Origin of the sequence: Citrobacter sp. CK194, assembly GCF_030333395.1 — a bacterium.
In the GTDB taxonomy this organism is placed as follows: Bacteria; Pseudomonadota; Gammaproteobacteria; order Enterobacterales; family Enterobacteriaceae; genus Citrobacter_B; species Citrobacter_B koseri.
In genome coordinates, this window is sequence record NZ_JAOWGA010000012.1 from 348,406 (window position 1) to 363,314 (window position 14,909).

At 54.1% G+C, this 14,909-nt stretch carries 10 protein-coding genes; 7 read left to right on the forward strand and 3 right to left on the reverse strand.

All coding sequences use genetic code 11. The features are described from left to right. Positions 1 to 4: 4 nt before the first annotated feature. Positions 5 to 2,713 carry a magnesium-translocating P-type ATPase gene (gene mgtA / locus OGX80_RS02355; RefSeq protein ID WP_047463800.1) on the reverse strand — a complete coding sequence of 903 codons (2,709 nt, stop codon included), beginning with the start codon at positions 2,711 to 2,713 and terminating at the stop codon, positions 5 to 7. A 143-nt stretch (positions 2,714 to 2,856) separates the two neighbouring features. After that, a complete protein-coding gene (gene mgtL, locus OGX80_RS22355) occupies positions 2,857 to 3,165 on the reverse strand; it encodes a mgtA regulatory leader peptide MgtL (protein WP_071818874.1) in 309 nt (102 codons plus the stop codon). Here mgtL and treR point away from each other — a divergent pair. The 4 genes from treR to OGX80_RS02375 all read left to right on the forward strand — a co-directional run bounded on the left by treR (position 3,137) and on the right by OGX80_RS02375 (position 8,328). Then, complete coding sequence (treR, locus tag OGX80_RS02360) at positions 3,137 to 4,084, forward strand: trehalose operon repressor TreR (RefSeq protein ID WP_012134348.1); 948 nt, start codon at positions 3,137 to 3,139, stop codon at positions 4,082 to 4,084. The two genes, mgtL and treR, sit on opposite strands and share 29 nt — an antisense overlap. Before the next feature lie 176 nt (positions 4,085 to 4,260). After that, the gene (treB, locus tag OGX80_RS02365) at positions 4,261 to 5,679 is read left to right on the forward strand and encodes a PTS trehalose transporter subunit IIBC (RefSeq protein WP_024130770.1); all 1,419 of its coding nucleotides are present in this window, start codon (positions 4,261 to 4,263) and stop codon (positions 5,677 to 5,679) included. Between the two features lie 49 nt (positions 5,680 to 5,728). Further along, positions 5,729 to 7,384: an alpha,alpha-phosphotrehalase gene (gene treC, locus OGX80_RS02370; RefSeq protein ID WP_115182055.1), complete on the forward strand. Its 1,656-nt coding sequence runs from the start codon at positions 5,729 to 5,731 to the stop codon at positions 7,382 to 7,384. A 197-nt stretch (positions 7,385 to 7,581) separates the two neighbouring features. Continuing rightward, complete coding sequence (locus tag OGX80_RS02375; RefSeq protein ID WP_047459367.1) at positions 7,582 to 8,328, forward strand: oligogalacturonate-specific porin KdgM family protein; 747 nt, start codon at positions 7,582 to 7,584, stop codon at positions 8,326 to 8,328. Positions 8,329 to 8,332: 4 nt separating this feature from the next. On the opposite strand, the gene OGX80_RS02380 is transcribed toward OGX80_RS02375, so the two are convergent. Then, positions 8,333 to 8,992 (reverse strand): MurR/RpiR family transcriptional regulator, encoded by a 660-nt coding sequence (locus OGX80_RS02380; protein WP_104867846.1) that lies wholly within the window; start codon positions 8,990 to 8,992, stop codon positions 8,333 to 8,335. 180 nt (positions 8,993 to 9,172) lie between these two features. On the opposite strand from OGX80_RS02380, the gene OGX80_RS02385 reads away from it, so the two are divergent. The 3 genes from OGX80_RS02385 to OGX80_RS02395 are packed head-to-tail and all read left to right on the forward strand — an operon-like array spanning position 9,173 to position 14,909. Continuing rightward, positions 9,173 to 10,570 carry a PTS fructose transporter subunit IIC gene (locus OGX80_RS02385; RefSeq protein ID WP_115182056.1) on the forward strand — a complete coding sequence of 466 codons (1,398 nt, stop codon included), beginning with the start codon at positions 9,173 to 9,175 and terminating at the stop codon, positions 10,568 to 10,570. A gap of 14 nt (positions 10,571 to 10,584) precedes the next feature. Beyond that, a complete protein-coding gene (locus tag OGX80_RS02390) occupies positions 10,585 to 13,203 on the forward strand; it encodes a glycoside hydrolase family 38 N-terminal domain-containing protein (RefSeq protein ID WP_115182057.1) in 2,619 nt (872 codons plus the stop codon). Continuing rightward, a complete protein-coding gene (locus OGX80_RS02395; protein WP_115182058.1) occupies positions 13,200 to 14,909 on the forward strand; it encodes a sugar phosphorylase in 1,710 nt (569 codons plus the stop codon). Before OGX80_RS02390 ends, OGX80_RS02395 begins: the two co-directional genes overlap by 4 nt.

Here is a 14,909-nt window from a genome sequence, read left to right on the forward strand (position 1 = left end):
TGGATTATTGCCAGCCGTAACGACGGCTATAAAAACCTTTCACTAATTGTGTCAATGTCATATAACCCGCGAGAATAGCGATCAGCCACGGGAAGTAGCTCAGCGGCAGCGCCTGTAATTGCAGATAGCCCGCCAACGGCGAGAACGGCAGCGCGATACCCACCACCATCACCACCAGCGTCATCAGCATCAGCGGCCATGCGGCGCGGCTCTGAATAAACGGTACGCGGCGCGTGCGAATCATATGCACAATCAATGTTTGCGATAACAGCCCGACGACAAACCAACCCGACTGGAACAGGGTTTGCGCTTCCGGCACATTCGCATGGAATACCCACCACATCAGGCAGAAGGTCAGGATGTCGAAAATTGAACTGATTGGCCCGAAGAAGATCATAAAACGCCCCAGATCGGCGGGATTCCAGCGTTGTGGCTTCTGGATCTGCTCGTCATCCACGTTATCAAACGGGATCGCCACCTGGGATACATCGTACAGCAGGTTCTGAATCAGTAAGTGCAGCGGCAGCATTGGCAGGAAGGGCAAGAATGCGCTCGCCACCAGCACGCTAAAGACGTTACCAAAGTTAGAACTCGCGGTCATTTTGATGTATTTCAGCATGTTGGAGAACGTGCGACGCCCTTCGATAACGCCCTCTTCCAGCACCATCAGGCTCTTTTCCAACAGGATGATATCCGCAGCTTCGCGGGCAATATCCACGGCGCCATCAACGGAAATGCCGATATCCGCCGCACGCAATGCCGGAGCATCATTGATGCCATCGCCCATAAAGCCAACCACATGCCCTTCGCGTTTCAGCAGCGTGACGATGCGCTCTTTGTGCATCGGCGTCAGGCGTGCAAACAGCGTGGTGCGCGCGGCAAGTTCCGCCAGTTCATCATCGCTCAGCCCTTCGATATCACTGCCAGTCACCACATCGCCCGCATCAAGCCCGACTTCATGGCATACTTTCGCCGCCACCAGTTCGCTGTCGCCAGTGAGGATCTTCACGGTGATGCCGCTCTCTTTCAGCGCCTTCAGCGCCGGAGCGGTCGTCTCTTTCGGCGGATCGAGAAACGCAATGTAGCCTTCGAGGATCAGGTCAGACTCATCAATGCGTTGATAATCCCCTTCCCGCGCAGGCAGATACTTCGTGGCAACGGCCACCACGCGCAGCCCCTGGCGGTTCAGCGTATCCGTTACGCGCTTCACCCGGCGCAGCATGTTGTCATCCATCGGCACAATGTCGCCATTGTGGCGCACCTGGGTGCAGACGCTGAGGATCTCCTGCAACGCGCCTTTGCACACCAGTTGATGCACATCGGCTTCTTCCGCCACCACTACGGACATCCGGCGACGCTCAAAATCAAACGGGATCTCATCAATTTTCTGCCAGCGCCCGGAGAGCTGACGCGCAGACTCTTCATCCACGCCTTCCAGCACTGCGGTATCCAGCAGATTTTTCAACCCGGTCTGGTAGTGGCTGTTCAGCCAGGCGGAATGCAGCACGCGTTCGCTGGGCTTGCCGGAGACATCCGTATGGTTCTCCAGCACAATTTTATCCTGAGTCAGCGTACCGGTTTTGTCGGTGCAGAGAATATCCATCGCGCCGAAGTTCTGAATGGCGTCCAGGTGCTTAACAATGACTTTTTGCTTCGACAGTTTCACCGCCCCGCGCGCCAGCGTGGAGGTGACAATCATCGGCAGCATTTCCGGCGTCAGCCCTACCGCGACCGAGAGCGCAAACAGCGCCGCTTCCCACCAGTCGCCTTTGGTATAGCCGTTAATGATCAACACGATAGGTGCCATGACCAGCATAAAGCGGATCAACAGCATACTGACGCGGCTGATGCCTTTCTGAAACGCGTTTTGCTCGCTTTCCTGCTCGCTCACGCGGCCCGCCAGTTGACCAAACCAGGTCTCGCCGCCCGTCGCGATGACGATCGCCTGCGCCGTTCCGCTCACCACGTTGGTGCCCATAAAGCACAGCGTGTCGCATTCCAGCGGATTGCTTTGCTTAGGGTCGCGGGTTGTCGCCACTTTTTCTACCGGCAGAGATTCGCCCGTGAGCGAAGCCTGCGCGACAAACAGATCGCGCGCCTGAATAACGCGTAAATCCGCCGGGATCATATCGCCCGCCGCCAGTTTGATAATATCGCCCGGCACCAGTTGGTCGATGGGCAGCTCAACCCAGCTGTTCTCGCCTTTCTCATTGATAACGCGCAGCACCGTAGCGGTATTGCTGACCATCGCCTTCAACGCATCTGCCGCTTTGGTCGAACGTGCTTCCTGCACAAAATTCAGCAGCGTCGAAATCCCGACCATCAGCGCAATAACGCCTGCGGCAAACAGATCTTCCGTGGCATAGGAGATGACGCCGAGAATGGTCAGCAAGATATTGAAAGGGTTGCGATAGCAGACCCACAGGTGTCTCCACCACGGAGTCGGCTTCTGTGTGGGCAGCTGATTTTCACCGTATTTCTCGCGCGCATCCTCCACCTCTGCGACATTCAGCCCCTCAGGATGCGCATCGAATGCGCGCCAGAGCGCCGCCTCTTCCATCACCGCCATTTTCAGGCAGCGATCGCTCAATGACGGGGGAATCGGAGTATTCGCAACGCTCTGCGCACTGGGCAGGGGGTCGCGATGCACCAGACGATGAGGTAAATGACGGTTAAGGCGGGCAAACAGCTCGCGGGTGATATTTTTCAGCATAAGCAGTCCCTCCGCGCCGAAAAAGCGGCGCAGAAACATCTCTCAGGCGCGGCAAAGCCTTACCTGACGATAATTTAAAGCGATAACAGGGACGTCGGGAACGTCACTGCCTTACGTATCCGGTAAGACAGTGAAAAACAGGCTTACCGGAAAGGGCTATTTCTCCATCGCGGGAGAGGGGTGGGTTCGGGATCCATGCAGCCTCCGGTAAGTGAATGATTGGCGCCGCGCATTATACGCAGAAAACCATAAGGTTTGTGGCAATTATGGCGGTATGATACCGCCGTGTAATTAAACCAAACGTATACACAAAAACATTTAGCTTGAAGGATGAAGCGTATAAACCAGACTTTACCCATTGCCCCTGGCTTGAGTAAAGTTACTCTTTTTGACACAACTTGATGCGCACCACGGGAAAACAGGATGCAGAATCGGCTGACCATTAAAGACATTGCCCGCTTAAGCGGCGTAGGGAAATCCACCGTTTCCCGCGTGCTCAACAACGAAAGCGGGGTAAGTGAACGGACTCGTGAACGTGTGGAAGCCGTAATGAATCAACATGGTTTTTCCCCTTCCCGTTCCGCACGCGCCATGCGCGGGCAAAGTGATAAAGTGGTCGCCATTATCGTTACCCGTCTGGATTCCCTGTCAGAAAACCTCGCCGTCCAGACCATGCTGCCCGCATTTTACGAGCAGGGTTACGATCCCATCATGATGGAGAGTCAGTTCTCGCCAGAACTGGTAGAAGAACACCTGGGGATGCTCAGACGGCGTAATATTGACGGCGTGGTGCTGTTCGGTTTTACCGGTATTTGCGAGGAGATGCTTGCGCCCTGGCAGGCCTCGCTGGTGCTGCTGGCACGGGACGCCAGCGGTTTTGCGTCGGTGTGCTATGACGACGAAGGCGCTATCCATACCTTAATGCAGCGTCTGTATGACCAGGGACATCGGGCGATCAGCTTTCTCGGCGTGCCTCACAGCGACGTCACGACCGGTAAGCGCCGTCACGAAGCCTATCTGAGTTTCTGCAAAAAAAATAAACTGCACCCTGTCGCCGCTCTGCCTGGCCTGGCGATGAAACAAGGCTATGAGCACGCTGCGGATGTCATTACGCCAGACACCAGCGCGCTGGTCTGCGCGACCGATACGCTGGCGCTGGGCGCCAGTAAATATTTGCAGGAACAGCGTATCGATTCTCTGCAACTGGCGAGCGTCGGGAACACGCCGCTGATGAAATTTCTCCACCCGGAGATTATCACGGTTGATCCCGGTTACGCTGAAGCCGGGAAACAAGCGGCCTTACAGCTGATCGAGCAAATCAACGGCCGCAGCGATCCCCGCCAGATCGTCATTCCGTCTACCCTCTCCTGATTCTTTTCTGAACGGTAATTTGTGATCTTCGCTGCGTTTCGGGAACGTTCCCATTTTTTAATATTCACCGAAGATATACTCTTGCGCCAACAACGTAAGAGCTGCCGGATGGCGACGCTAAAGCGTCTTATCATCCGGCTTACAGGGACACATTTCATCTGCCACGGGGCTTTATGATGAGCAAAGTAAAACAAGCTGATATAGACCAGCTGATTGAACTGGTCGGCGGGCGAGACAATATCGCCACGGTGAGCCACTGCATTACTCGCCTGCGCTTTGTGCTGAACCAGCCAGCAAATGCCAGACCGAAAGAAATTGAACAATTACCGATGGTTAAAGGCTGCTTCACCAACGCCGGGCAGTTCCAGGTGGTGATTGGCACTGACGTTGGCGACTACTACAACGCGCTGCTGGCGACCACCGGTCAGGCGCACGCCGACAAAGAGCAGGCTAAAAAAGCCGCGCGGCAGAATATGAAATGGCACGAGCAGTTGATCTCCCACTTCGCTGAGATCTTCTTCCCGCTGCTGCCTGCGCTGATCAGCGGCGGTCTGATCTTAGGTTTTCGCAACGTGATCGGCGATCTGCCGATGAGCAACGGCCAGACGCTGGCGCAGATGCATCCCGCGCTGAAAACGATCTACGACTTCCTGTGGCTGATCGGCGAAGCGATCTTCTTCTACCTGCCGGTCGGGATCTGCTGGTCTGCGGTGAAGAAAATGGGCGGCACGCCGATCCTCGGTATCGTACTCGGCGTAACGCTGGTGTCGCCGCAGTTGATGAACGCCTATCTGCTGGGCCAGCAGGCTCCTGAAGTGTGGGACTTCGGCATGTTCAGCATTGCGAAAGTCGGCTATCAGGCGCAGGTCATCCCGGCATTGCTGGCGGGTCTGGCGCTCGGCTTTATTGAAACGCGCATGAAGCGCATCGTGCCGGATTACCTCTATCTGGTGGTAGTGCCGGTATGCTCGTTGATCCTCGCGGTCTTTCTCGCACACGCCTTTATCGGCCCGTTTGGCCGCATGATTGGCGATGGCGTGGCCTTTGCGGTGCGCCATCTGATGACCGGGAGTTTCGCCCCTGTCGGCGCGGCGCTATTCGGCTTCCTGTATGCTCCGTTGGTCATTACCGGCGTACATCAGACTACGCTGGCTATCGATATGCAGATGATTCAGAGCATGGGCGGTACGCCGGTATGGCCGTTGATTGCGCTGTCGAATATCGCCCAGGCTTCCGCTGTGGTGGGCATTATTATCTCCAGCCGTAAGCACAACGAACGCGAAATTTCCGTTCCGGCCGCCATCTCCGCCTACCTCGGCGTGACCGAACCGGCGATGTACGGCATCAACCTGAAATACCGCTTCCCGATGCTGTGCGCCATGATCGGCTCTGGCCTCGCCGGGTTGTTATGCGGCCTGAACGGCGTCATGGCGAACGGGATCGGCGTCGGCGGCTTGCCGGGCATTCTTTCCATCCAGCCGAGCTACTGGCAGGTGTTTAGCATGGCGATGGCGATCGCGGTCGTCATCCCAATCGTGCTGACTTCCGTTATCTATCAGCGTAAATACCGTCAGGGCACGTTGCAGATTGTCTGATTCTTCTTCGGGGCGCAGTTGCGCCCCATCGCATATGTAGGTTACAAGCATGAATACCCTTCCCCACTGGTGGCAAAACGGCGTTATTTACCAGATCTATCCCAAAAGTTTTCAGGACACGACCGGCAGCGGAACCGGCGATTTACGCGGCGTTACGCAGCGTCTTGATTACCTGCAAAAACTGGGGGTGGATGCTATCTGGCTGACGCCATTCTATGTTTCACCGCAGATTGATAACGGCTACGACGTCGCGAACTACACCGCCATCGACCCGGCCTACGGCACGCTGGATGATTTTGACGAACTGGCGGCGCAGGCCAAAGCGCGCGGCATCCGCATTATTCTGGATATGGTGTTTAACCACACCTCCACGCAGCATGCCTGGTTCCATAACGCGCTGAATAAAGAGAGTCCGCACCGGGAGTTTTATATCTGGCGCGACGGTACGCCGGATGCGCCGCCCAATAACTGGCGCTCCAAATTTGGCGGTAGCGCCTGGCGCTGGCATGCCCAGAGCGAACAGTATTACCTGCACCTTTTCGCCCCGGAACAGGCCGACCTGAACTGGGAAAATCCGGCGGTACGCGCTGAGCTGAAAAAAGTGTGTGAATTCTGGGCCGATCGCGGCGTGGACGGGCTGCGCCTGGATGTCGTGAACCTCATCTCCAAAGATCAGCGTTTCCCGAACGATCTGGACGGCGATGGTCGCCGCTTTTACACCGACGGGCCGCGCGCGCATGAGTTCTTGCACGAGATGAACCGTGACGTTTTTACTCCGCGTAACCTGATGACGGTGGGCGAAATGTCATCCACCACTCTGGAAAACTGTCAGCGGTATGCCGCTCTCGATGGCAGCGAGCTGTCGATGACCTTTAACTTCCATCATCTGAAAGTCGATTATCCCGGCGGCGAGAAATGGACGCTGGCAAAGCCGGATTACGTGTTGCTAAAAGCGCTGTTTCGCCACTGGCAGCAGGGGATGCATAACGTTGCCTGGAATGCCCTGTTCTGGTGTAACCACGATCAGCCGCGTATCGTGTCGCGCTTTGGCGACGAAGGCGAACTGCGGGTTCCGGCGGCGAAGATGCTGGCGATGGTGCTGCACGGTATGCAGGGTACGCCCTATATCTACCAGGGCGAAGAAATTGGCATGACAAACCCGCATTTCTCCCACATCACCGATTACCGTGACGTGGAAAGCCACAACATGTTTGCCGGGCTGCGCGCCCAGGGCCGGGAAGCCAATGATTTACTGGCTATTCTTGCCAGCAAATCCCGCGATAACAGCCGCACGCCCATGCAGTGGGATAGCAGCGCGAATGCAGGGTTTACGCAAGGCGAGCCGTGGATCAACCTTTGCGATAACTATGCGGACATCAACGTGGCGGCGGCGCTAAATGATGAAGACTCGGTGTTCTACACCTATCAAAGACTGATTGCCTTGCGCAAAACAGAGCCGGTCTTAACCTGGGGGAATTATCAGGATCTGCTGCCGGACAGCCCGCATGTATGGTGCTATCGCCGCGAATGGCAGGGGCAGCGGCTACTGGTGGTCGCCAACCTGAGCAACGCCTGTCAGGCCTGGCTGCCAGAGCATCACGAAGGAAACTGGCAGGCGCTGATGCACAACTACGACGAGGTTGCCACCCGCCCAGCCGCCATGACGTTACGCCCGTTTGAGGCCGTCTGGTGGTTGCAAAAGTAATCACAACGGGATACGGACAGACCTGTCTGTATCCCGGATTATTCAGCCCACAGATATTTTCTCCGTCTTTCTGACAGCGTAAAAAAATGCCGCGTATAGTGATACTTAGAATGTACCATCATAAAATTTACACGCGCTAAAGAATAAAACAAAAATAGACCTGCCACTGACACTTATCATATAACCGGCAGGATATCATGAATAAACCTCTTATTAAGTTAAGTTTACTTTCAGCTTTACTCATTAGCAGCCAGGGATGGTGCGGTAATACCTCTGTTGATTTGCGTTTTGGTCATAATACCAATTCAGAAGCTAATGATTCCAGAATTAAAGTCATGCACCAGGCCGACAATGGTTTTTATTTCTCCGTTGAAGCTGCGCAAAACCATAACGATACGTTTTTTGGCGATACCGATCGCTACAGTTCCGATGATAAAGGCGTGACCGAAGCGGCCCAGGAAATAGAAACTCGCTGGCGCTTTGATTTAGGTGACGGTTACTCGGTCGCACCGGGGATGGTCACCGTATTTACGTCCAGTAATACCCATTATCGCCCTTTTATTCAGGGCTGGAAATCCTTCGATAATGGCCTTAACCTTTCTGCCCGTTATCGTTACAACACGGTGAACGATGCGCACAGCGACAGAGAGTTAGACGGCAGCGGTTATACACGTCGTGAATCTCATCAGTTCGATATATGGTTTGCCTACAATATTGGTAACTTTGGCATGTCTTATAACCCCCGTTTCCGCTATCAGGATGGCGTCGATCAGGGGACGGGCGACGATACTTACTGGGAACATACCCTCGCATTCAACTACAAACTGGACGATGGCTGGACGCCGTACGTCGAGCTGGTCTCTCTTGATAAAACCTATATCAATGACGACGGTCATCATGAAAATGATTACGCCGTACGTCTTGGTATCGTAAAACAGCTTTAACGCGCTATGCCGCATCGTATTGCAGCAGATAACATCCGATGCGGTCTACTACCGTCAGCAGTTCCAGCTGGCCTTCTCGTTGATATAACGAGATTGCGTCAATATCAATATCCAGAGGCCAGCATAATGTTGAAATCGTCGCTAACGTGGATTCTCGTTTTGTAATCGCAATGATTTTTAATCCCTTACGTAACGCGTTTCGCGCCATTTCGACTAACGACGCCGTTTCACCCGATTTGCTGATCAACACCAGCGTACCTTTAGAGACACGCGTCAGCTGATGAACATCATTGAGAATGAGGTGCGGCAAGCTCGCCAGCGACAAAAAACGCGACAAATAATTCAGGCTGGTCAATGACGCGCCGCGCGCATATAAGAAGATATGGCTGGAATTAACCAGTATGTTGCACAGTTGTGTAATGGTCTCTTCTTTTTCATCACCAACAACATATCTTGCGGGTTCGGCTATTAACCTGTCGCGAGAAAACTGATACCGTAGCTCGGTATAGCTCCGGTATCCCATTTTTTTACACACCCGATTAACGGATGTTGTAGTGGTGAATGTTTCGCTCGCAATCACCTTAGCTGAAATACCCGATATTTCATGAGCATGACACTGAATATACTCAAATATTAATCTTTCACTACCCTGAAAGGAATTCATAAAACCCACCCTTAACCTACGAATATAATATATTCTATCAATATCGTATTTATAACACTGGAATGCGAATCACACTCTATTCAACAGGTATGGTGATACGCAATTAGTACCATCAAACCTTTTATTGCCTTTTTTATTTCTCTTTATAATTTCTGCAATTCTATTGTTAGGGGTTTTACAATGACAAGGCAAAAAGTCGTCGCGATAACGGCATGCCCGACCGGCATCGCTCATACCTTTATGGCTGCCAACAAAATTGCAGCGTGGGGAGAAGAAAATAACGTCATCGTCAAAGTGGAAACACAAGGAAGCGATGGCGTCAAAAACAAGCTTTCCCGACAAGATATTGCCAGCGCAGATGCCGTCATTCTGGCAATCGATGTTCCCATCCAGGACGCTGAACGATTCGATAACGTTCCTCATCTCAAAATACGTACTCAGGAACTGATCAAAAACACCGATCGTTACCTGCGTCAGGCGCTGGCGATGGATAAAACCGTAACGGCCGCGTGTGAAGAACAGGAAGAGGCTCGCTCCGCCTGGCAGATCTTCATCGGCCATATTATGGCGGCGATCAGCTATATGCTCCCGGTCGTCGTCCTCGGCGGATTACTGATGGCGGTCGCCAAAATAACCGGGCAGTTTATTCCAATTGCCGGTACGCCGTTCGAGGTGCTGGATAAACTGGGCTTTATGGTGATCAAGTTCATGTACCCGGTTTTTGCCATGTACCTCGCGTTCTCTATTGCCGGTAAACCTGCGCTGATCCCCGGACTTATCGGCGGCATTATGTCCGACGAGGTCTATAAACGCTTTTTTGATCTCGACGGTTTTATGCCTTCAGGCTTCTTCGGCGCCATCGCCATCGGCTTTTTTGTCGGTCATCTGGTGCAGTGGCTCAACAATACCATTAACGTTCGCGCCCAGCTTACCACCATTAAAACGATGCTTATCGTGCCGCTGTGTACCGGCATTACGCTCGTCATCGTTATGCAGTACCTGATCAACCCCTTCTTTGGCGCAATCAACCAGGCGATGGTCGAGTTTTTCACCTCCGCTGGCGACACCGGGCGCGGTTTTTACGCCATGATGATCGCCGCAGGGACGGCCTTCGACCTCGGCGGCCCCATCAATAAAGCCGCTGGTTCGGTGGCGCTGGGGCTTAACGGCGTCAGCGAAACCTTCGATTTAACCGCCAGAGAGCTGGCGATCGTCATTCCATCTATCGGCGTCGGCCTGGCGGCGTTGCTGAATAACCGTTTTGGCCTGCCCAACGTGTTTAGCAGCGAAGAAAAAACCGTCGGCGGTACGTCTTTACTGCTGGGATTCATTGGTATTTCAGAAGGCGCCATTCCTTTCATCCTGAAAAATCCACGCCTGATTCCGGTCTTTATGGTCGGCGCGATGTCCGGCGCGCTTATTGCTATCGCACTCGGCGTGAAGCAATCGCTGCCGTTGCCTGCCATCTGGGGATGGCCGCTGGCGACAAATGTCACAGGGTATCTGATCAGCGTGTTTGCCGGTTCTCTTGTATGCGCGCTGGGCGTGCTCTTCGCCAGCCCTAAGATCGCCAAATAATTCAGGAAGTAGAAATGAGCAACATTCACGTCATCGCCCATACGCACTGGGATCAGGAATGGTATTTCACCTTGCAGGATAGCAATATTCTCGCGTCCTGGAATTTTGCGGATGTGATCCGAACCCTGGAACAGAACCCTGCGTATACCTGTTACCACTTCGACGGCCAAACGGCTGTCGTGGAAGATTTCCTGGCCGTCAATCCTCAATACTGCGAGCGGCTGAAACAGCTGGTCGCCGACAGACGGCTTTTTATCGGCCCGTGGTACACCCAGACGGATACGTATAATGTTCATGGTGAATCCATCATTCGCAACCTGAAATACGGGATACTTTCCGCGCGTAAACTGGGCCATGCCATGATGGTCGGCTATTTACCCGATACGTTCGGCCATAACAGCCAGCTCCCGACTCTGCTTCGCGGGTGTAACCTTGATAACATCGTTTTCTGGCGGGGCATCAACCATGATACGCAGGTCGAAAAGAGTCAGTTCATCTGGCAAGCGCCGTCCGGCGCGCAGGTTATCGCTTGCGCCATGCCCTTCGGCTATGGCGCGGCAAAAAATATTCGTGCAGACGACGCGCATCTGCACGACAAAATATTCCCAATCGTCAACCACATCCGCCAACGCTCCGGCCTGAACGATCTGCTCCTGCCCTGCGGCGGCGACCAGGTCAATATTGATCCCCATCTGCCGGAGATACTGCGTATCGCCAGCGCATGTTCCCCTGAAGGCGATCGTTTTCAGATCTCCTCTCTGGAAGCGTACATTGACCGCCTTCGACAACAGGCATCAGGATATGATCGCTGGCAAGGGGAATTAAAATCTCCCCGCTATACCCGCATTCATAAAACAATCGGTTCAGTACGTTACGACATCAAAAAGAAGAATTATGATGTTGAACAGTTCCTGTTAGGCAAGCTCGAACCCACCATTGCGCTGGCGCGTTATCAGGGCATTGAGGTCAACGTGCAATGGGTTGATCAGATATGGAAAAACCTTCTGCGTAATCATGCGCATGACTCCATCGGCGGGTGTAACAGCGATGCCACCAATCGCGACATTCTCCATCGCCTTGAGCAAACGGAACAGCTTAGCCATAGCCTGTGGAATCTGGTCGTAAAAGAACTGGCGACCGCCAGTTGTGAAGAGGGCGATCTTTTCGTCATCAACCCCAGCGCCACCGCCTGGTCGGGCATTATCAAAGCCACATTATATAGCCGTACGGCCGGTATTGAACTCAGCCATCATGCGCGTCCTCTTTCGTTCAGCGTTCTCGAACGCACGCAGGTCTCCGGCGGGCGCACGGTTCAGGTTACTGTGCAGGGCGAAAAAGAGGTCGAACTTCCGCCTTATTACCGCTGGCAGGTCGCTATTGACGCGCCAGCGTTACCGCCGCTGGGCTATACCCACATTCAGGTGCAGGAATCGTCACGCATCGCGCCTGCAATGCGCAACTGCGCTGAAAGTGCCATTGAAAACAACGATTACCGGCTGGTGCTGCATGCCGGTTCGCTGTCGCTTCATGATAAGCGCAATGGCCGGGTAATATCCGACCTGCTGACCTTTGAAGACTGTGCGGATGCGGGCGATAGCTATGACTTTTCGCCGCTGGAGGGCGATGTTCCGCAGCGCTGCCACACATTTACGCTTATTGCCTGCGAGAAAGGCCCGCACATTGAACGGATGACGCTAAGCGCCACGCTGATGCTGCCCCCTTCGCTGGCGGCGCGAGCGGCGCAGGATGTTCAGCCCTACCCTGTACGCCTTGTCTGCGAGCTTCGCCAGCATGACGCTCAGCTTTTTATCGACGTTTCGCTGGAAAACACCGTCTGCGATCACCGCCTGCGCTTACTCATCAACAGCGATATTCGCACCACGGAATCCATCGCCTCTCAGCCCTTTGCCGTCATCCGGCGTCCTGTTGCCGATGCGCCGGCCGACTGGCGTCAGCACTATCGGGAAAAGCCGGTCGATATTGAAACCAGCGAGGGCATTATCGCCATTGAAGAAAACAACCGCTCGCTCATCATCAATAGCCTGGGCATGAAAGAGTTTCAGATATGCCAGAACGGGACGGCGCAGATAGCGTTGACGTTGTTTAAATCAACGGGAGTCCTGGGACGTGACGATCTTGACTGGCGACCCGGACGCGCTTCCGGCATTAATAATACCGTCGTCAACACGCCCGACGCGCAGCTGCTTAAACCGCTGCATTTCAGCCTGACGCTGGCGCTTGCCGATCGGGCCGACCCTGTGACGTTAAGGCATCTTGAAACCCGCGTGACGCGCCAGCCATTCACCTGGCAAAATCAGACGTTGAACACGCTGGACAACCGCCTGGAGCGTTTTACGCTCAATTTTGCTTCGCGCTCGCTGCCGGAAACATTCAGTCTGCTGACGCTTCCCGAACCGCTGATGCTTTCCGCAATCCCCCATGCCCATACGGTAGACGGAACAATAATTCGCATTTTCAATGCCGGAGAGCACCCGGTGCCGCTCCCGCCTTCGCTAAGAAATATTCCGCAGATCAATTATCTGGAAGAACCTGTCGCAGATTGCGCCACCATTTTGCCTTGCAGTACGTGTGATTTTCTTTTTACTCATCAGGAGCGTAACGAAAAAGTATGAGCCAGAACGCCCATCATACCTTCATCAAAAACACGTTAGCTCAGCTTTATCCCCATGCGGATCGGTACGCGCTGGCGGCGAAAATCGAGCAACTCTGTCAACGCTGGAAGCTACGGGAGAAAACCGCCGCGCCTTTGGATCAGAGCCGGGTGTGGATGATAGCTTACGGCGACAGTATCCATAGCGGGGACGCAAACGCTCTTGCCTGTCTGCATCAGTTTTCGACACGCTGGCTTAAAGGCGTCATCAGCGACATTCACCTGCTGCCCATGTTCCCGTGGACATCTGATGATGGCTTCAGCGTTAAAGATTATCGCCACATTGCGCCAGAGTTAGGCCAGTGGTCAGACATTGCAGCGCTGGCAGGCGATTTTAATCTGATGTTTGATTTCGTGATTAACCATATCTCTCAGCAAAGCCGCTGGTTCCAGGGCTATTTACACGGCGAACCGCGTTATCAGCACTACTTTATTAGCGCCGACCCTGACGATGACTATCATCTTGTCACGCGTCCACGCGCCCTTCCCCTGCTTACGCCATTCAAGCGCAAAACGGGGGAAACCGTACATATCTGGACGACATTCAGCGCCGATCAGATCGATCTGAATTTCCGTGAACCTGACGTGTTACTGGAAAGTATCGACATCCTGCTGGAATACGCAGCGCGCGGCGCGCGCGCAATCAGGCTCGATGCGATCGGTTTTTTGTGGAAAGAGCGAAACAGCACCTGTATTCACCTGCCGCAGACGCATCTGATCGTTAAACTCTGGCGCGCCATTCTGGATGCGACCTGGCCTGACTGCCTGTTGATTACGGAAACCAACGTCCCGCATCAGGAAAATATCAGCTACTTCGGCAACGGCGATGAAGCTCACATGGTGTATCAGTTCCCCTTGCCGCCGCTGACGCTCCATGCCTTTTTACGCGGTAACGCACGCTGGTTACGCCAGTGGGCGCAACGTCTGGAACAGGATGCGCTTCCCGACAAGACGACCTTTTTTAATTTCCTCGCCAGCCACGACGGCATCGGGCTGCGTCCCGTGGAAAATCTCCTTTGCGCAGAAGAGCGGCAGTTTCTGATAAGCGAGGTAGAACGCAAGCAGGGGCGTATTTCATGGAAAACCAACCCTGACGGCAGCCAGTCGCCGTATGAACTTAACATCAACTTTCTGAGCGCATTGAGCGAGCCAGGGGAAAGTCCCGACGACCAGCTCGCCAGATTCACCGCCGCGCACGCCATCCTCTTTATGCTGCGGGGCGTGCCTGCGATCTATTATCACAGCCTCTTCGGCAGTGAAAATGACAACGCCGGGCTGCTCGAATCGGGCATAAATCGCCGCATTAACCGGGAAAAACTGGACGCTGCCACGCTCCATGAGCAGTTGCTCTCGCCGGAAACGAGACAATCCCGAATCTACTCGTCTCTGGCGAAGTTAGCGCATATACGCCAGCAGCATCCCGCATTTTCTCCGTTCGCCTCGCAGCGCGTTCCTGAATTGCCTGACGCGCTCTTTGGCGTCGTTCGCCAGCATCCTACAGAAGGCGAAACGCTGTACTGCGTCGTGAACGTCACAGGAATACCACAATCACTTTCACTGCCTGTCACAGGAACAGATCTGCTGACGGGCGCAGCATTCAACGGCGCTTGCGAGCTTTCCGGCTGGCAAACGGTATGGATTCTCACTGATACGCAACCGGAGGCATAA

Excerpts from the sequence above, each read along its gene's own strand:
- mgtA (WP_047463800.1), bottom strand. The coding sequence starts at position 2,713 with ATGCTGAAAAATATCACCCGCGAGCTGTTTGCCCGCCTTAACCGTCAT.
- treR (WP_012134348.1), top strand. The coding sequence starts at position 3,137 with ATGCAGAATCGGCTGACCATTAAAGACATTGCCCGCTTAAGCGGCGTA.
- mgtL (WP_071818874.1), bottom strand. The coding sequence starts at position 3,165 with ATGTCTTTAATGGTCAGCCGATTCTGCATCCTGTTTTCCCGTGGTGCG.
- treB (WP_024130770.1), top strand. The coding sequence starts at position 4,261 with ATGAGCAAAGTAAAACAAGCTGATATAGACCAGCTGATTGAACTGGTC.
- treC (WP_115182055.1), top strand. The coding sequence starts at position 5,729 with ATGAATACCCTTCCCCACTGGTGGCAAAACGGCGTTATTTACCAGATC.
- OGX80_RS02375 (WP_047459367.1), top strand. The coding sequence starts at position 7,582 with ATGAATAAACCTCTTATTAAGTTAAGTTTACTTTCAGCTTTACTCATT.
- OGX80_RS02380 (WP_104867846.1), bottom strand. The coding sequence starts at position 8,992 with ATGAATTCCTTTCAGGGTAGTGAAAGATTAATATTTGAGTATATTCAG.
- OGX80_RS02385 (WP_115182056.1), top strand. The coding sequence starts at position 9,173 with ATGACAAGGCAAAAAGTCGTCGCGATAACGGCATGCCCGACCGGCATC.
- OGX80_RS02390 (WP_115182057.1), top strand. The coding sequence starts at position 10,585 with ATGAGCAACATTCACGTCATCGCCCATACGCACTGGGATCAGGAATGG.
- OGX80_RS02395 (WP_115182058.1), top strand. The coding sequence starts at position 13,200 with ATGAGCCAGAACGCCCATCATACCTTCATCAAAAACACGTTAGCTCAG.